This is a genomic window from Marinobacter sp. V032 (assembly GCF_052645435.1).
The window spans coordinates 2527552-2545621 of record NZ_JBQXYE010000001.1; the positions used below are offsets into that span (position 1 = coordinate 2527552).

The following is an 18070-nucleotide window of genomic DNA, read 5'->3' on the forward strand; positions in this document are numbered from 1 at the left end:
GCTGAAAGAACAGCGTTGTCCGGGCCTTTGTCGTTTACTAGGTTAAACTGATTACTGACCCAATTGGATCCGCATCCGCATTTGCTGCATGACTTCGTCGCCCAACTCGCCTGGCTCGGCGGGTAACCATGGGTTTCCCAAGTGCAAAACAGTTCTGGATGACAAACTCAGGTCTTCGATAGGTTTGGCGTAGAAGGTATCCAGATAAACTGCAAAGCTGCCGTCCATGATCGCCCGTTCCAGCCCGAGCTGCACTCGCATCGCCAAAACATGATCGTGTTTTGCTGCGAAGAAATAGGACGGCATGATGTAGCTGAACAGAAGATCTGGCTCGACCACCAGATCCGGATTGTTCTTGAGCTCAAGATCAAAGGCGACTTCGCTTACGCCGCGTGCAAAGCACTCGAAGCGGCCGGCTTCGAGCATGTCAAACAGCGTTTCAAAGCGCGGGTGGGTCACAACATCCAGCCCATTTGCTCTGAGGATACGCGTATCGGGCCAGTGGCGGCCCTGCCCAAAGCGGATATTGCGCTCCCTGACGTCAGCCAGTCGATTGATTCCCTTGAACCGCTCAAGCATCTTGCGGGTCGTTACGCAGACGCGATAGCCCAGCAGGCCAGCATCTATAGGAATGGGAATGGCAAGAAGCGCATCTTCACGTTCAGGGCTTGATGCGACATTGGCAAGTTGAACGACTGATGAGTTTCCGTTTTGAAGCTCTTTGAGGACCCGGCCCTGGTTCATGTCGCTGCTGCGGACGATGCGATAGGGGCCGTACTCGGGTGTTTTTCTGAGCGCCAGATCCAGCAATGCCTTGATCGCAGGGCTATCATAGTTGCGATACCAGAGGATCACCGAGGTGGTCGGCAGTGCGCGGACCTGTTCTGCGAGCGGTTGGTGTGCGGGCAGCCAAAGCACCAGCGCCGTTAGCAAAAAGAGCCGCCAACGATTGCGGGCAGGGCGATTCCGGATGCTCATAGACGAACAATGCCAAAAATGGCGCCAACAGCCCGATTGTGGCAAGCGAGCGAGCAACAGCGGTTTGTATCGATCCTTTTGCGACAAAGCAGCATATCCTATGCAATGCATCAGAAAACCCAGGCTCAGTGCGCGACTTGCCAAACCGTGTGGCGCCCGTGACAGCAAGAGCTTGTTGGTATTATTGTAGCGCCGCAATGGGCTAGCTGAACCCATAATAAGTAAAGAAAGGTAAATCCATGAAGATAATGGACCGAATGATTGATTTAACCGGGAACTGGTTAGCAGAACTTGGCCCCGACAACGGACTGAGCGAGCCGGTTATCTGGCTAAAGCGACGGGGTGGCTATGCGTTTGTTAATCGGCTGGTGGGCTCTGCTATTCCGTTTGCGCCCCGAAACCGGTTTGCGGTGGAAGAGGTGCGGACCGGTTATGTGCGGGCGCGAATCGCCATCAAAGGCAACAAAAACCATTTTGGCAGCCTCTATGCCGGGGCCTATTTTGTGGTCGCAGAGATCCCGGGTGGGGTTCTGACCCTGTTTGATCTTGGGCCGGCATACGTACCCATCCTGAAAGAAATGACACTGGCATTTCTGAAACCGTCAGACACTGACGTCATTGTTGAAATGAGCCTCACCGATGCAGAGTTAACGAGAATCCGTGAGGAATCGGATGCTACTGGAAGGGCGGCCTTTACGCTGACCGGCGAGTTGCGAGATGAAACAGGCGAGATCGTCGCCCGCTCCACAGCTCACTATCGCGTAAAAAAGAAAGGATTTACCGGGCTTGAATGAGGTCAGGTTCAGGCAGGCGTAATCGATTCAAGTGTGTCGAGAAACGCCTGCCCATAACGATCGAGTTTAGCCTGGCCAACACCACTGATATCGGCCATTGCGTCCAGAGACCGCGGCCGGCGTTCCAGGATTTCAAGTAAAGTCGCATCGTGAAAAATCACGTAGGGCGGTACGCCCTGATCATCTGCCAGTTGTTTACGGCACGCCCGTAACGCCTCCCATCCATCTGGATCACTGACTTCAAACTTGCGGCTGCCCGACCCATTACGTTTACTTCGCTTTTTATCCGGGTCTTTTCGCAGCTGCAGGGTCGTTTCACCGCGCAGCAGAGGGCGGCAAAGCTCAGTCAGCACGAGGCCGCCAAAACCTTCGGCATCCGCCTGCAAGTACCCATTGGCAACAAGTTGGCGAAAGACGCTTTTCCACTGGTTAGAGGACAGATCTTCACCTATGCCGAACGTGCTGACCTTGTCATGCCCCTGAGAGCGGATTCGCTCGTTATCAGCTCCGCGCAGGACATCGATCAGATAGCTGACCCCGTAACGCTGGCCGGTTCGGAATACGCAGGACAGCGCTTTCTGAACAGCCACGGTGCCGTCCCAGGTCTGGGGTGGCTCAATGCAGGTATCGCAATTGCCGCAAGGCTTTTCCAGAATATCGCCAAAATAACGCAGCAGCATTTCACGCCGGCAAGATGTGATTTCACAAAGCCCCAGCATTGCGTTGAGTTTATCGCGTTCAACCCGTTTGAATTGATCGTTGCCGGGTGAGCCCTCAAGCATCTGGCGGATTTTGATGACATCCTGCAAGCCATAGACCATCCAGGCTGTCGAAGGGGCGCCGTCCCGGCCTGCGCGCCCGGTTTCCTGGTAATAGGCTTCGATGCTTTTAGGCAAATCAAGATGGGCCACGAAGCGGACATCCGGTTTGTCGATGCCCATGCCAAAGGCAATGGTCGCCACGATAATAATGCCGTCTTCCCTCAGGAAACGCTCCTGGTTCGCAGCCCTTTGTTCAGCCGGCAGGCCTGCGTGATAGGGCAGCGCACGATAACCCTTATCGCTCAGCAGGCGCGCTGTTGCCTCTACCTTGTTGCGAGACAGGCAATAGACAATGCCGGCATCACCGTCATGTTCCTGCTTGATAAAGTCGAGCAATTGCTTGTTGGCATTGTCCTTCTGGGCAATACGGTACTGAATATTGGGACGATCGAAATTGCTGATGAAATGCTGTGCATCGGTCAGGTGAAGTCGCGTGGCAATTTCTTTGCGCGTGCGCTCATCGGCAGTGGCGGTGAGCGCGATCCTTGGAACAGCGGGAAATTCACGTTCCAGAATGTCGAGCCCGAGATAATCTTCACGGAAGTCATGACCCCACTGGGAAACGCAGTGGGCTTCATCGATCGCAAACAGGGCCAAAGGTGCCTGATGGAGAAGCTGTTGCATCCGGGGCTGTAATAACCGCTCGGGCGCACAATAAAGCAGGTCCAGTTCGCCCTTGAGCAAGGCATTCTCAATATCCCGCGCTTCGTCTGGCCAGAGTGTTGAGTTCAGGAAAGCGGCCCGGACTCCAAGCTGATTCAGCGCGGCTACCTGATCCTGCATCAGCGCGATCAGAGGCGAAATCACAATACCCACCCCGGGGCGCACAAGCGCCGGCACCTGATAGCACAGGGATTTACCGCCCCCGGTTGGCATTAGCACCAGTGCGTCCCGACCCTGAACGATCGCGTCAACGACATCCCCCTGCAGGGCCCTGAAAGACTCAAAGCCAAAAACCTTGTGCAGTACGTCAGCTGACTTGGCTCGAAGGGCGTCGGGATTGGGCGATGTGGGCGCAGCCAGTGGTGGCATGGATAGGTAGACCTGAGTGTCGGTGAATAAGAGTCGATGGCTATACGAGGCAATGGAGGTGCCGGAAACAAATGCCACAAAATACCGCAGCAGATCATACCAGATTCGCCTCCCGGAAGCTTAAGGCAGGCCTGGGAAATCCGGGGCACCGACCAGCCTGCTTATTTGGGCAATAAGCCTCTCAGATATGTACAATGCGGAGCACTTGGCCGGCTCGGCAGGGCCTCCAAAGAGGTTAGGTGCAGGTAGGGCGAAGGTGTCGCCCTGACACGAAAATTACGAATCTTGGCAATGCGCGCTACAATGGCGCCAATTCCAAACGTCTATTTAAGGACACCATGCAGGCATTCGAGGCGATTCGGCCCTACAAAGACAGCGAAGCTCCGGCCGCATTGGACCGCTTGATCAATGATCGCGAGTTCCTTGACCTGATTGGTCGTTTCAAAGCGCCCACGTTCACCAGACTGGCCCCGGGTGTCGCTCGTGTTCTCACGAAGCGCTGGATGGCGCGGCAATTTGGCAGTGTTAAGTCGATTGATGCACTGCAGGAAGAGCTTGCAGGGTATGTCAGCCAACTGATTGATAAGACCACTTCCCATGTGTCGCAGTCAGGCCTGGATGGGCTCGATCCGGATGGTGCATATCTGTTCATTTCAAACCATCGGGACATCGTGTTTGATCCGATGGTGGTGAATTATCTGTTGCACGGAAGCGGATTCGGCACCACCCGCATCGCTATTGGCGATAACTTGCTGAAAAACCGTTTGTTTGCCGAAATGATGCGACTTAACAAGAGCTTTGTGGTCAAACGGAATATGTCTAGCCCACGGGAAATGCGGGATACCTACCAGACCTTGTCCGCGTTTATCCACCACTCGATTGAGGATAACCACAGCATCTGGATTGCACAGCGTGAAGGGCGGGCGAAAGATGGTCTGGATATCACGGATCCGGCGATCATCAAGATGTTCTACATGAGCCAGAAGAAAAGCGGCGTATCGTTCAGCGAGTCAATGAACGCACTGCGCATCGTCCCTGTCTCGATTGCCTATGAATATGATCCCTGTGATCTCGCAAAAGCACGCGAGCTTGAAGCGAGAGCGCGCACCGGCAGTTATGAAAAAAAGGCGGACGAAGACACGCAACAGATTGTGCAGGGGCTTACCGAGTACAAAGGGCATGTGCACGTCCATTTTGGCGAGCCCATCAAGGATTCGCCCGAGACACCGAAAGCACTTGCTGCCCGGATCGATCGCGAGATGCATCAGCATTACCATCTGCATGCCTCCAATATTGCAGCCTACGACCTGAGCCAGGTGCACCGTCTGAGCCATTTCACAGCGCCCCAGGTACCGGAATCCCTGGAAACGGCCGAAGCCTATTCTGAAGTTGAGATTGAGGCGGCTCGCACGGAGCTGGAACGGCGCCTGGCGGCAGCAGATGAGGCACTGCATCCGTTCTTGCTGGCAATGTATGCCAACCCGGTAGCCAGCGCGTTCAATGCGACTCTGCCGGATCCCGACGAGCCTTAGGTTCCGAGGCTGTCATGAATCATCTGGCCCATCTGTTTCTGGCACAACCGACAACCGAGTCCCGTGTTGGCAACCTGTTGGGCGATTTTGCCAAGGGCGTCAGAACGGACCAGCTGGCGCCTGATATACAGCGGGGCCTGGCCAATCACCGGGCTGTCGATGCCTTTACTGACCGGCATCCGGAAGTGGCGCAATCCCGTGAGCTGTTCTCGTCACAACGCCGACGCTTCTCCGGGATTGCCCTGGATGTGCTCTACGATCATTTTCTGATCCGGCATTGGTCGACATATTCCAGCCTGCCTTTTGATGATTTCATTCGATTGATCTATAGCGATCTCGATAAAGGCAGATCATTGATGCCTGCGAGCATGGCCCAGGTTGTTGGCCGGATTATCCGTCATGACTGGTTCACGGCGTATAGCGATTTTTACAATATCGGGAGTGCGCTTGACCGGGTGGCAGAGCGTATCCGTTTCCAAAATGCGTTCGGCGGCGTTATCAAAGAAATCGAACCTCTTCACGATGAGCTCGAAGCTCATTTCCTGAGGTTCTTCCCTGAACTGATTCACCATGTTCAAGCGCGAAACATAGAACTTGCCCGGGATAAGCCCCGGGATGAGACCCCTTACTGGATTCGCTACAATCGCGGTTCCTGACCTTTCAACTTATCAACATGACCGGCGAAGAGGCTTCTGTGACCCAACTCCAGACGATAGAAATTGAAACCCGTCCATCACCCAATGCATCGGTCATCTGGCTCCACGGACTCGGTGCCAGCGGGCACGATTTTGAACCTGTAGTACCTGAGCTCCGGCTCCCGGCTGATGCTGCCGTCCGGTTTGTATTTCCGCACGCGCCGGAATTGCCGGTCACCATTAATGGCGGTATGCGAATGCCGGCCTGGTACGACATCAAGGCAATGGATATTGATCGCACCGTTGATGAGGCGCAATTGATGCGCTCGGCGGATGCAGTCGGCGAATTGATCGAGCAAGAAATTGCCCGCGGTGTGCCCAGCGAGCGCATCATTGTCGCTGGCTTTTCTCAGGGTGGTGCGGTTGCTTACCAGGTTGCACTGGCTTATTCCAAGCGACTCGCCGGCATTCTGGGGTTATCGACTTACTTCGCTACCGCCAAAACGATTCAGGTGACGGAGTGCAATCGCGAGATACCAATCCGGATCTATCATGGAACACATGACCCGGTTGTACCTGAAAGCCTGGGACGCCTGAGCCTGCAAACCCTGACCGATATGGGGTACGAGGCGAGTTACAAGACCTATCCAATGGACCACAGTGTGAGTCTTGAGGAAATTCTGGATATTGGCCAGTTTATAACGAAGCATCTGAAACTGGCCTGAAGCCAACAAGGCACGACCGGGGGCAAGCAAGATGTTGCCCCGGCGATCGTGCCGGGAAGGGGAGCTGGAGGAAAGAACCTTTGCCGTTCAGCAAACGACCATCCGCAAAGCAGATGTTGGGCAGAATCCTGCTGATCACGGCTGTGTTGATCGCGGCATCAGCTTTGGCCAAGAGCGTGTTGTTCATGACGGCATTGGAACCCGATGATTCGGGGCGGCAACGGATAGAAGCGACCCGCGATGACGCCCGCCCGAACCCGTCAGACTCGACAGTCGAAACGGATTCAGCTACGCCAGAATGATGGCGAGAACAGAATAATCACACTAAGCAATTCAAGACGTCCCAATATCATCCCGATGCTCAGTACCCATTTGGCCATGTCCGGCAGAATAGCGAAATTGCCCGCAGGCCCAATGGTTTCGCCCAGACCGGGTCCCACATTAGTGAGTGCCGTCAACGAACCCGTCAGACTGGTCGTAAGATCAATTCCCATCAGTGACAGCAGCAGCGTCATCGCTGCAAGACTCATCAGAAACATGAAAACATAAGCGATCATCGAGGCGATGATTTCGTCGCTCACCGCTCTGCCGTTGAAGTTCCGGGTCAACACAGCGCGGGGATGAAGCAGCCGCTTGAACTGCTCACGCAATACCATCACTGATAGCTGGAACCTGAATACCTTCATACCGCCACTGGTTGATCCCGAACAACCGCCGACAAATGTAAGGAAAAAGAAAGCCACGGCCGCAAAGGGCCCCCAAAGCTGATAATCCTCAGACGCGTACCCGGTCGTGGTTACAATGGATGTGACATTGAACAGCGCGTGGACGAACAGGCGAAAGGGGTGATCTTCGTGGTTCCACAACCGGTAAAGCGTGAGCACCAGAGCTGCGGATACAAGAATGAGCAGAAACATGCGCACTTGCTGGTCGCGCCAGAGCACGCCGTGCTGGCCGTGAAGCTCCCGTACAAACAGAAAGAACGGCATGCTACCGAGGGCCATGAAAACTGACGCCTCCAGCAATATAAGTTCGGATCCGAATTGCGCCATGGAGCTGTCAGATGTTGAATAGCCGCCGGTCGAAATCGTCGTAAACGCGTGGTTAACGGCATTGAAAAAACTCATCCCCGACGCCCAGTAAGCCAGCGTGCAGAGCACGGTGAAACCTGTATACACAAACAAAAGGCCACGGCTCAGGCTTTTCATTCGGGGTAGTGCTTTGTCGGTCCACTCCGACGATTCAGTCGAAAAAAGCCGCATTCCGCCGATGCCGAGGAATGGCAGTACCGCGACGAACATCCCGATAATGCCAATACCGCCAATCCACTGGATGATTGATCGCCAGAGCAGAATATCCGGGGACATCAGATCAAGACCGCTCAGGACAGTCGAACCGGTTGTTGTAATCCCCGAAAAGCTCTCAAAAACCGCATCCGTCCAGGAAAGGTTAAGGTTACTGAGATAAAGCGGTACGGCGCACAGCAAGGCGATCAGCAACCAGCTGCTGACAGTCAGCACGAACATAAAGCGCGGCTGCAGCCGATGTGGTTTGTCGTGCGTCAGAAACAGCCCGAGGAGTGCCACCGCCATAATTGCAGCTGCAGGATAGGAGAATGCGGTGGGGTTCTGGCTTCCTTCGGCCCCGAGCGCCAGGACAGGAACCGTCATGAAGATGCTAAGCAGCACGAGCATAATGCTCACAATAAATGTGACGGGTGCGAGATTCTTCATTCAGGCAACGTCGCTTCAGGCTGGAAAACTGGAGATGAAAGCTTATCCGCGTCGCTGTAAATTAGCGAGCAGAAACCTAATCTTAGCCTACTTTTTAAGGCATTGTGATGGCATTCAATTATCGGGATCAATGCGTCGCGGTTGTCGAGTCTTATTATGGGATGGGTACCCAGCATGAAACAAACGCGCCATGTAGGCCAGCCGGCTACGCTTCGTCTTTGTGATGTTTCGGTTGGGGGGCTTGCAGGGATTAGCTTTGAAGTGCCGGCTGGGGCCGTCGCCACACTTGGAGGTCCGTCCGGCTCCGGTAAGTCGCGCCTGCTGCGTGCGATTGCAGACCTGGAACCTCACGGTGGCGATATATATTGGCGCGGAACAAACCAGTCTGAGTGCCTGCCACAGGAATGGCGCCAAAGGGTGATGATGGTACCCGCTGAAAGCCATTGGTGGTTTGATCGGGTTGTTGATCATTTTCCGGAGGGAGTAGAGGTCGATTACCGGGCAGTGGGGCTCGCGGATGCCACGGATCAGTGGCAGATCGACAGGTTATCGTCGGGTGAGAAGCAGCGCCTGGCGCTACTCAGAGCCATCACACGAAAGCCGGAGGTGTTGTTGCTGGACGAGCCGACTGCGAATCTCGACCCCGATAATGTGATTCATATAGAACAATGGCTCAGGGCGATTGCTATCGAACAGTCGATCGCTATTGTCTGGGTTGCACACGACCCGGCGCAGGCTGAGCGTGTGGCAGATTGTCAGCTGAAGATACGGGATGGAAAGGTGCTCGCGTCATGATGGGAGCGATAGAACTTCCAGCCTGGAAGCTGGCGATCGTTGCCTCGCTTGTGCTTATGCTGGGTGTGCTATCTCATTGCCTCAGGCTTGGGATTGGCAAATCACTGATCATCGCGGGCGGGCGTACATTTGTGCAGCTCAGCCTTGTTGGATTGATTCTTGAGTCGCTCTTCGCGTCAACCTCTCCGCTCTGGATCGCGCTCGTTGCGCTAGTGATGTTGCTGTTTGCGGGCAGGGAGGTGATGGCTCGTCAGAAGCGGCGCCTTGCAGGCTGGTGGGCCTACGGCATTGGCACAGGCGTTATGTTTGTGTCCTCGTTTTCGGTCACCATTTTTGCGTTGGCCGTAATTGGGCCGACGCCCTGGTACTCACCCCAGTACGCTATTCCTCTGCTCGGTATGATGCTGGGCAATACAATGACGGGTGTCGCCTTGTGCCTTGACCGGCTGACCGAAACGGCCTGGCAGCAACGTGGCGTTATCGAAAGCCGGCTGATGCTTGGAGAAACGGCTGATTCAGCTATTGGCGATATCCGCAGGGAAGCCATGCGCAGCGGAATGATGCCGGCGATTAACGCGATGGCTGCAGCCGGTATAGTGAGTCTCCCCGGGATGATGACGGGGCAGATTCTGGCAGGCACCTCACCATTGCTGGCCGTGAAGTACCAGATTCTGATCATGCTCACCGTCACTGTTGGCTCAGGTTTTGGCACGGTGTTGGCAGTTGTCGCAGGAAGCCATCGTTTATTCGATGATCGTCAACGCCTACGTCTCGATCGGCTCGTCACTGAACGCCGATGAAGCACTGCCAGCGAGAGCTGGGTAGCAGCAAAGATGGGGCAAGGCATTGAGTTAGGAGGGAGAGCAGGGTGCCTCAACCGGGCACCCGGAAAACGATATTATTTTGTTGGACTGACTGCCTCGATCCGATCAAGCACTTCCTGTGCTTCCTGGGGTAGCAACTTGAAGGGCAGCGCCTCACTGGTTTTCGGTGATCCAATTGACGCCTCTGGCTGTTCAGTCGCACTCGCAATCGCCTGAAGCTGCTCTCTGGAAAGTGGCGACGTACCCAGCTTGGCATAGTGGCAGCCGTAATCGGTACAGCTCATATCCTCACCCGTCCAGATAATGCTCGACGTGAACGTCTGGCCACCTGTATCAACCGTCAATGTATCCCAGTTTCTCCAGCTATCACTATTGACCGCATAGCTGATCTGATAGTTGGTTTCACCGGTCGCTTTGACGATATTACTTACAAAATAATAATCAACAGGATCCGGATAGCCGTTGGCCGGCAGGAAAAACATGTTGGAGGTGATTTCAACCTTTTTGCTCAGAGCATCATCCGCTCCTTTCACGGTAATGCCACCGTTGGTGGCACAAGCCGTCGAAACCACAGCCATGCCTGCAATCGCAAACATGCGGACCAGTGAAGAGCAGGCTGAAGCAGGCATGTTGATATCCTTTTGAAATAGAGTTTCGCTGTGTAGAGATTAACAATATTAAATTGAAATATGGATAGTTAAAACCCTAACCCGTGAGTGACATCAGGTTAGAGCGTTTTTTTTCAGTCTATAGGCAAGAATGAGTAACCCAGAAGAGGCGTGTTGTTTAACAGGTTTCGGCGGACAAGGCGCATGTTCAAGTGGGCTCAAGTGCTCACCACCTTTTCGCAAATCACACGCAGGCAAGCAGGCTGACACCGAATGTCGAGAGGGGTTTGACCCATGACTTCGCCATCGGCGGTAATGACTTTGTGTTTGGTGGTGTCGATCTTGCACCAGCGACTTTTGATCTGAACCAGCGTATGAGTGCTTTTTGGCGAGCGTCGCATAATGCGAACGGCGACAAACGTTACGAACAGCCGAATGAGGGAGCGGGGGCGCACAGCCATGACATCAAGCTGTCCGTCATTGGCAGAGGCTTCGGGGATTTCATTGCCGCCACCATAAAAGGCCCCCGTTGCAACCGCAATTGATAGCCACCGCCCTGAAGTCAGCCCGTTTTCACACTGTATTTCCGCGCGAAAGCCACGATAAGCCACAGCCTTTTGCAGCAGGCTGACGCCATAGCTGAATTTGCCAAGGGCTTTCTTGGTTTGTCCGGTCGCTTGGCGCGCAGGCCAGGAGCCCAAGCCTACATGGGCAACATTGAGAAAAATTTCATCGTTGAACCTGGCCACGTCGATAAGCTGGTTGTGGCCGCTGGCAATTAGTTTGCAAATGGCCTTGGGTTGGCTTGGCAAACCAAGGTTGCGAGCAAAGTCATTTGCGGTTCCAGAGGGTAAGATCCCTAACGTCGCGCCGGTTTGCAGGCAAAGTCTGGCCGATGCGTTAACTGAGCCGTCACCGCCCGCCGCCAACAGGCAGTCCGTTTCATTTACCTGATTGACCCAATCCTGATCATCCAGGGTGCAACGGTTGATAGCCGTTATCCCTGCCTCTTCAAGGTGCTTCTGCCAGAAGTCTGCGCCACGAGCACCATTGCCAGCCTTCGGGTTTGCTATAAGCCAGTATCGCATCGCTCGTTCCCTGATTATTAGCGCAAGCCTCTCAATCAATTCCTGACTGAGAGGTCTTTATGTATAGGCCAGTCCTGTTCGCGAATCCACCGGCCAGGTCGCGTGAGCCGACCTATGTTTTAGTCCGAAATCTATCCGGCGCGAAGTGCCTGGATCGTGTTATCAAGCCGGTCCAGACAATCCGCTTTTTCGGCTACGGAGAGCCAGCTTCCTTCAAAGCTGTTGCGCGCCAACTGAATGATATTGTCTTCAGTGATTGGCAGATGATTGATAATCGCGCGGAAATTATCGTTGACGTAACCACCGAAGTAAGCGGGATCATCGGAGTTCAACGTCACCCGCAAACCGGAATCGAGCATGGTCAGCAGCGGGTGATCCGCCATGTCATCGACCACGCACAACCGCAGGTTCGACAGAGGGCATACGGTCAGCGTCAGGCCCCGGTCTGAGATGGTTTTAACCAGTTCGGTGTCTTCGAGCGCCCGATTGCCATGATCAATACGATCGGTGTGAAGCGTGTTCAGAGCTTGCCAGACGTACTCCGGCGGCCCTTCCTCGCCGGCATGGGCGGTAATGAGGAGCCCCAGGTCACGACAGCGGGCAAAAACACGGGCGAACTTTTCCGGTGGATGTCCTTGCTCAGAGGAGTCGAGACCGACGCCATCAATTCTGTCGAGAAACGGCATGGCGAGCTCCAGCGTTTCAAACGCACTTTCTTCACTGAGGTGACGCAAAAACGACATGATGAGCCGGTAGCTGATTCCAAACTCTTTTTTGCCTTTCTCGAGCGCCCCGACAATACCGTTGAACTGGGTTTCGAACGCAATACCCCGTTCCAGATGACCCTGGGGATCAAAGAAAATCTCGGTGTGGATGACATTGTCCTGATTGATTCGTGACAGATAGGCCATCGTCAGGTCATGGAAATCCTGCTCGGTCTGGAGCACTGACATTCCCTGATAATAGAGATCCAGAAACTCCTGAAGGTTGGCGAATTGATAGGCCTTTCGAATATCTTCCACGCTGCTGTAGGGCAGGGTGACGCCGTTTCGCTGTGCCAGTTCCAGCATCAGCTCGGGCTCAAGGCTGCCTTCAAGATGCATGTGCAGTTCCGCTTTGGGCAGGCTCTCGGCAAACTGGATCAATTTTGATGGCATTCTGGACTCCCGTGACAATATCGGAACTACTTTAACACAGCCTATTCAGCAGGTTATCCAGCAGACGCGTTGTTTAATTCAATTGGTAATGTTTTTCGGCTGGAAGCCCTCCGGAAGCACTACTAATCTTCCCCTTGGCACCGAAGGAAGCAGTGGTGTCCGGGTTGCTCTGTGCATTCGCATTCAGGGCGCCCGCGGTGAAAGCCCGCCACAAGCGGGCTCAATAACAAACTCCCAGGACTGGAGAACATCAATGAAAATAAGCACCGCAAGCCATACCCTGGCTTTAGGATCCCTTCTTTTCGCTATTACTGCACAGGCCGAGGCCGACTCCGGCCACAAATCGACCGCAGATCTACTCAACGATTTTTGGAGCCCGGATCATATCAGTCGGTTTGAGTGCAGGTTCGGCATCTTGAATAGCACCCCCTTCGGGTTGCCGCGCTGTATGCAGGCGGAGAACATCAAGTATCACCTCGACATGCTTTACGGCATTGCCCAGGCGAATGATGGAAACCGGGCAGCCGGCCTTGCTGGCTATCAGGCATCTATTGATTACGTAAAGTCGACGCTGGAAAGCGCGGGCTACGACGTGACCGTTCAGCCTTTCCCGTTTAACGCATTCTATCCTTCCGGTGACGGTGTGCTTCAGGCAACAGCGCCAACCCCGATGGAGTACGTATGGGAAGAAGACTTTACCTACCTGTCGCAAACCGAACCCGGAGATGTGACCGGTATGGCAGTTCCTGTCGATGTCCAGTTGGGCGCTGGCAACACATCCACAAGTGGTTGTGAGCCTGAAGATTTCGCCGATTTTCCGGCTGGCGCCATAGCCGTGGTACAGCGGGGTGCCTGTAGCTTCGGTCAGAAAGCGTCGAATGCCGGTGCTGCCGGCGCGGCTGGCGTGGTTATCTTTAATCAGGGCGATACCGAAGACCGTAAAGGGGTTATCAGCGCCACCCTGGGCGATGATTATGCCGGCGGCATTCCGGCGTTATTCACCACCTATGACATCGGTGCTGCCTGGGTTGCACAGTCGGAGCTTGAATTGAGGCTGGTAGCCGATGTAGTGCGCGAGCAGACGGAAACCTTCAACGTGATTGCGCAAACCAAACGGGGCGACCCGGACAACGTCGTGATGACCGGCGCTCACCTGGATTCGGTATTCGAGGGTGCAGGCATCAACGATAACGGTTCAGGCAGTGCAGGGTTGCTGGAACTGGCGCTGCAGATGAAGCGTGCTTATCCCAAAAACAAGGTGCGGTTCGCCTGGTGGGGTGCGGAAGAGGCCGGTCTTGTGGGCTCAACCTATTACGTCAACAGCCTGAGTGATGAAGAGAAAGCCAAAATCAAGGTCTACCTCAACTACGACATGATCGGCTCGCCGAATTTCGGCAACTTCATCTACGATGGCGACGGCTCTGACTTCGATCTCGCGGGCCCTCCAGGATCTGCTGCCACAGAAGCTCTTTTCGAGAAATACTTCAACCTGCGTGAAATCGCATTTGAAGGCACCGAAATCAGCTTCCGGTCTGACTACGCCCAGTTCTTTGAGGATGGCATCGCATTCGGCGGTCTGTTCACCGGAGCTGAAGGCATCAAAACCGAAGAGCAGGCTGCGAAGTTCGGCGGTGAAGCCGGCGTCGCGTACGACCCTTGCTATCACTCAGCCTGTGATGACATCACCAACGTGGATGATCTCGCACTGGAGATAAACGGGGATGCTGCGGCATTCGTAACCAGCTGGCTATCGCTCTCAACCAAAGTGATCGACGATGAAATTGCAGCAGCTGAAACGCCAGAGCCGGCTATCGGTGCAAGATCGTTGCAAGTTCAGCAGAAAAAAGAGCCAACACATTGGGGGGATAAGTGGGTCAGATAATCGCGAAATGTTGTCTTGATAAGCGATAACTGATGCAGGGGGCCGTTCAATAGAGCGGCCCCTTTTTTATGCTGGATCAAGAATGATTCTGCAGTCTATTCGGATACTCTAAAGCGCCCACTACCCAGAACTTCGCCTTGGTCGGTTACGGCTTCAACTCGCCATTGCCCCAGCATGTTGCGATTAATGTATTTCGCGCTTGAGGCCCGCATAAGGTCAGAATAGGGCTGAATCCGCACGTGGGCAACGCGCTTGTCGTTCAGGTACCAGTTATGAAAGACCGTTTGCCCTTTCAGATCCGCCATCATGTTGAAAAAGTAAATGCGGAACACGCCCTTGTCGTTCATTTTAAGATCGGCAGGAAGCTGATCGACAGGTTCTTTATCTTTCAAGCCCCGGGTCAGGCCTGCGGCTTGAAGGTGACTGGAATCAATGGATACCCTTGCGATGCCCGACTCATTACCTGTCTCCAGCGCATCAGCGGCGGTTGGTTCGCTGTCGAGTTCATCGTCGCTTGAAATCGCTTCTGCTGCCGTCGATTCTTTCTCCGGGTCGCTGATATCATCGGCGGGTTCGACCGGCTCAGCCGCTACAACCTCATTGGTGCTGCTATTCCGGACCGATTCGGATGGCGCTTCCGGTGATATATCAACGGGCTCAGCAACGCCGATATCGGTGTTCGGCCGCTCGGTAACGGGCGCGGGGGAGAGGGGCTCTGTCGATGAAGGGTCTTGCGTATCGTCCTCGGAGGCTTCGACGTCAGCCCGTGTATCATGTTCCTCGATGATCAGCGGTTGCGAGTGAATTGGCCCCGTTGCCACTGTATGTCGGGAGTCACCGGTCGAGTCACGCCATTGAAGCCAGGCCCATATTGCGACACTCGCCAGGGCGAGGATGACGACCAGCGCGATGACGATACGATCCCAGCGATAGCTGACGGTTTCTTCAACCTGCGGTCCACCTATTCTGTCAGAGGTTTTGACCCGGAGTTTCAGGGTGGAGTTGGGTTCCGTCATTGCTGCGTCCCTGTCTTGAGCGGTTTTATAAAAGTCGAACAACTGAATGGATTATCCGCGCAGTATGTTAATGCCTCTGACAGGCGACGAGAAGCGGTTATCGCAAGGCTGTCATGTTCGTAATATTTGAGTATTGATGCGAGCGGCTGGCTGCATCTGATACTTTAGTGGGCGTTGCAATGCGTCACGAGCGATGGTCAGCTAATGCGGCCACTCCAGAACAGGCGTTGCTTACTGAGTGTAAGTGAGCATTCTGAGCGGATTTTCAACTTCGCATGGTCAAGCGCAGCCTTTTTACAACATGCGCCTTGAGCGGCAGATTGGTATCCATTTGCGGCAGTTTAAGTGGTAACAGGAGGAACCTTACCTACCATGTATAAGCAACAGTTTGTCATTATCGGACTGGGTGTTTTTGGCGAAACGATCGCCACCGAGCTGACGCGATTGGGGCACGACGTACTGGGCATTGATACCGACGAGGTCAAAGTCGACCGGTTGGCTGAGCGCATCACGCATGCCGTCATTGGTGATGTCACTGACGAAAGCGTGCTCGATGAATTGAATGTGGGCGACTACGATGTCGGCGTCGTTGCGATCGGGCGCAACATTGAGGCCGCTATCCTCGCCACGATGCAGCTTCGTGATCGCGGCGTGAAAAAAGTCTGGGCCAAGGCGCTCACCAACCAGCACCACCGTATTCTCAAGCGCCTGGGCGCAACGCGGGTCATTGGCCCGGAGTTTGAAATGGGGGCGCATGTCGCGCAGGAACTCCATTACCCGATGGTGAACAATTATATTGGCCTGGGTGAAGAAGAGTTTATCGTTGAGCTGATCGTTTCCGATAATCTTGATGGCTGCCAGATGGATGCGCTCATCGAGAAGGCCGATGCCGAAGTTGAATTAGTACTCCTGAAGCAGGGCAAAACAACGTCAACCAACCCGTCGAGCGACGTGACGCTCCACAAAGGCAATCAGGTCGTGTTGGTGGGTCAACTCGACGAACTCCGGAAATTCGCAGACCACCTATGAAGCTTTGGCCACCCGCCATTCTGCCGCGAACCCGGCGTTCCGGATCAACGGGCCCCCGGCGAATAAGTCCCCCTCGATTGCTGATTGAGGGATTTCTGGTACTTATTATTCTGGGTACGTGCCTACTCAAACTTCCCTGGGCCACAATTGCTCCAATCAGCTGGATCGATGCCGCTTTTACCGCGACATCTGCCGTGACGGTGACAGGGCTCGTCGTGGTAGATACCGGTAGCGAGTTCACGCTGTTCGGCCAGCTTGTCATTCTCACACTGATCCAGCTCGGGGGTATCGGGTTAATGACATTTGCGGTGCTCACCGCAGTGGCACTTGGCTTCAAGCTTGGCCTCGGGCATCAGCTCGCCGCAAAAGAAGCGTTCAACCAGATCTCATTCAGCACCACTACCCAGACAGGGGCCTCGATAGCGCTATTCGCCATAGTCGTAGAGTCCATTGGCTTGATGGTGCTCGCCTGCTTTTTTGTGCCGGAACTGGGCTGGAGCAACGGCCTCTATCACGCCTTGTTCTACTCGATATCAGCCTTTAATAACGCGGGGTTTGCGCTGTCTGCCGACAGCCTCAGCGCCTATGTCTCCCACACCGGGGTGTCACTGACGATTACTGCGCTGCTGATTACCGGCGGGCTTGGCTACCTCGTGGTGCAGGAATTGATCCAGAAGCGCAGCCTGAGAGGGCTTTCGGTCTACGCAAAGCTGATACTCAGCACCACCCTGGTGCTTAATATCGTTGCAACTCTGGCGTTTCTCAGTTTCGAATACGGTAACGCGGATACGCTGGGTAGTTTGCATTCATTCGGCGATAAATTACTGGCGTCCTGGTTTCAGGCCACAACGCCGCGCACAGCAGGGTTCAATACACTGGATGTTGGCACATTTACATCGGGCACCTGTGTGTTGTTCCTGCTATTGATGTTTGTTGGCGGCGCGCCGAACTCGACCGCCAGTGGTATCAAAATTTCCACGTTTGTGGTGATGATGGCCGCTACCCGCTCATTCCTGCGCGGCAACCTCAACGTCACGCTTTTCCGTCGCTCGCTTTCCCGAGAAGTTGTGATTAAAGCACTGGCACTGACGACGATTGCAATGGCGACAATCTTTGTCGCTATTCTTGCACTTAGCGTGATTCAGAAGGGCGCGTTTCTGGATATCGCATTTGAAGTGGTATCGGCTTTTGGCACCGTGGGCCTTTCACGCGGTATCACCGACGATCTCGGTGCCGGGGGCCAGATTATCATTATGGCGGTCATGCTCATTGGACGGGTAGGGCCACTAACCCTGGGCTATATTCTGACGGTCCGCCGCAAGACCCATGTTCGTTATGCTCAGGCGGAGTTCCCTGTAGGTTAATACTGCCGATTTAAGGAGTCAGCGCAGGACACTCCATGGAAAATGGTCTATAAATAA

The 18070-nt window shown here is 54.4% G+C and carries 17 protein-coding genes; 10 read left to right on the forward strand and 7 right to left on the reverse strand.

The window, feature by feature from the left end; all coding sequences use genetic code 11:
* Positions 1 to 51: 51 nt before the first annotated feature.
* A complete protein-coding gene (locus ACUN9X_RS11495) occupies positions 52 to 978 on the reverse strand; it encodes a hypothetical protein (protein WP_445473139.1) in 927 nt (308 codons plus the stop codon).
* 239 nt (positions 979 to 1217) lie between these two features.
* Between ACUN9X_RS11495 and ACUN9X_RS11500 the strand changes: the two genes are divergently transcribed.
* Positions 1218 to 1772, forward strand: coding sequence for a PaaI family thioesterase (locus ACUN9X_RS11500; protein WP_445473140.1), 555 nt, complete (start codon positions 1218 to 1220; stop codon positions 1770 to 1772).
* Between the two features lie 8 nt (positions 1773 to 1780).
* Here ACUN9X_RS11500 and recQ read toward each other — a convergent pair whose 3' ends face one another.
* Positions 1781 to 3625: a DNA helicase RecQ gene (recQ, locus tag ACUN9X_RS11505; RefSeq protein WP_260039317.1), complete on the reverse strand. Its 1845-nt coding sequence runs from the start codon at positions 3623 to 3625 to the stop codon at positions 1781 to 1783.
* A 338-nt stretch (positions 3626 to 3963) separates the two neighbouring features.
* Between recQ and ACUN9X_RS11510 the strand changes: the two genes are divergently transcribed.
* The 4 genes from ACUN9X_RS11510 (at position 3964) to ACUN9X_RS11525 (ending at position 6819) form a co-directional block, all read left to right on the forward strand.
* The gene (locus tag ACUN9X_RS11510; RefSeq protein WP_260039315.1) at positions 3964 to 5157 is read left to right on the forward strand and encodes a 1-acyl-sn-glycerol-3-phosphate acyltransferase; all 1194 of its coding nucleotides are present in this window, start codon (positions 3964 to 3966) and stop codon (positions 5155 to 5157) included.
* Between the two features lie 14 nt (positions 5158 to 5171).
* Entirely contained in the window at positions 5172 to 5813 is a 642-nt protein-coding gene (locus tag ACUN9X_RS11515) for an acyl carrier protein phosphodiesterase (protein WP_260039311.1), read from the forward strand.
* A gap of 38 nt (positions 5814 to 5851) precedes the next feature.
* The gene (locus tag ACUN9X_RS11520) at positions 5852 to 6517 is read left to right on the forward strand and encodes an alpha/beta hydrolase (RefSeq protein WP_445473141.1); all 666 of its coding nucleotides are present in this window, start codon (positions 5852 to 5854) and stop codon (positions 6515 to 6517) included.
* A gap of 80 nt (positions 6518 to 6597) precedes the next feature.
* Positions 6598 to 6819, forward strand: coding sequence for a hypothetical protein (locus ACUN9X_RS11525; protein WP_445473142.1), 222 nt, complete (start codon positions 6598 to 6600; stop codon positions 6817 to 6819).
* Here ACUN9X_RS11525 and ACUN9X_RS11530 read toward each other — a convergent pair.
* Positions 6802 to 8211: a TrkH family potassium uptake protein gene (locus ACUN9X_RS11530; protein WP_260039358.1), complete on the reverse strand. Its 1410-nt coding sequence runs from the start codon at positions 8209 to 8211 to the stop codon at positions 6802 to 6804. The two genes, ACUN9X_RS11525 and ACUN9X_RS11530, sit on opposite strands and share 18 nt — an antisense overlap.
* A gap of 213 nt (positions 8212 to 8424) precedes the next feature.
* Between ACUN9X_RS11530 and ACUN9X_RS11535 the strand changes: the two genes are divergently transcribed.
* Both ACUN9X_RS11535 and ACUN9X_RS11540 read left to right on the forward strand, forming a co-directional pair.
* Positions 8425 to 9045: an ABC transporter ATP-binding protein gene (locus ACUN9X_RS11535; protein ID WP_445473143.1), complete on the forward strand. Its 621-nt coding sequence runs from the start codon at positions 8425 to 8427 to the stop codon at positions 9043 to 9045.
* Positions 9042 to 9845 carry an ABC transporter permease gene (locus tag ACUN9X_RS11540; RefSeq protein WP_260039305.1) on the forward strand — a complete coding sequence of 268 codons (804 nt, stop codon included), beginning with the start codon at positions 9042 to 9044 and terminating at the stop codon, positions 9843 to 9845. The genes ACUN9X_RS11535 and ACUN9X_RS11540 overlap by 4 nt, the downstream gene beginning before the upstream one ends.
* Before the next feature lie 98 nt (positions 9846 to 9943).
* Here the strand turns inward: ACUN9X_RS11540 and ACUN9X_RS11545 are convergent, their stop codons facing one another.
* The 3 genes from ACUN9X_RS11545 to ACUN9X_RS11555 all read right to left on the reverse strand — a co-directional run bounded on the left by ACUN9X_RS11545 (position 9944) and on the right by ACUN9X_RS11555 (position 12710).
* Positions 9944 to 10498 carry a hypothetical protein gene (locus ACUN9X_RS11545; RefSeq protein ID WP_260039303.1) on the reverse strand — a complete coding sequence of 185 codons (555 nt, stop codon included), beginning with the start codon at positions 10496 to 10498 and terminating at the stop codon, positions 9944 to 9946.
* A gap of 197 nt (positions 10499 to 10695) precedes the next feature.
* Positions 10696 to 11565, reverse strand: coding sequence for a diacylglycerol/lipid kinase family protein (locus ACUN9X_RS11550; RefSeq protein ID WP_260039301.1), 870 nt, complete (start codon positions 11563 to 11565; stop codon positions 10696 to 10698).
* Positions 11566 to 11696: 131 nt separating this feature from the next.
* The gene (locus tag ACUN9X_RS11555) at positions 11697 to 12710 is read right to left on the reverse strand and encodes an adenosine deaminase (protein ID WP_445473214.1); all 1014 of its coding nucleotides are present in this window, start codon (positions 12708 to 12710) and stop codon (positions 11697 to 11699) included.
* Positions 12711 to 12975: 265 nt separating this feature from the next.
* Between ACUN9X_RS11555 and ACUN9X_RS11560 the strand changes: the two genes are divergently transcribed.
* Entirely contained in the window at positions 12976 to 14604 is a 1629-nt protein-coding gene (locus tag ACUN9X_RS11560; RefSeq protein ID WP_445473144.1) for a M28 family metallopeptidase, read from the forward strand.
* Between the two features lie 95 nt (positions 14605 to 14699).
* Here ACUN9X_RS11560 and ACUN9X_RS11565 read toward each other — a convergent pair whose 3' ends face one another.
* Positions 14700 to 15620: a DUF2914 domain-containing protein gene (locus ACUN9X_RS11565; protein WP_445473145.1), complete on the reverse strand. Its 921-nt coding sequence runs from the start codon at positions 15618 to 15620 to the stop codon at positions 14700 to 14702.
* Between the two features lie 372 nt (positions 15621 to 15992).
* On the opposite strand from ACUN9X_RS11565, the gene ACUN9X_RS11570 reads away from it, so the two are divergent.
* Together ACUN9X_RS11570 and ACUN9X_RS11575 are read left to right on the forward strand one after the other, a co-directional pair.
* Positions 15993 to 16649: a potassium channel family protein gene (locus ACUN9X_RS11570; protein WP_445473146.1), complete on the forward strand. Its 657-nt coding sequence runs from the start codon at positions 15993 to 15995 to the stop codon at positions 16647 to 16649.
* Positions 16646 to 18013 (forward strand): TrkH family potassium uptake protein, encoded by a 1368-nt coding sequence (locus ACUN9X_RS11575; RefSeq protein ID WP_260039288.1) that lies wholly within the window; start codon positions 16646 to 16648, stop codon positions 18011 to 18013. Before ACUN9X_RS11570 ends, ACUN9X_RS11575 begins: the two co-directional genes overlap by 4 nt.
* Positions 18014 to 18070 lie beyond the last annotated feature (57 nt).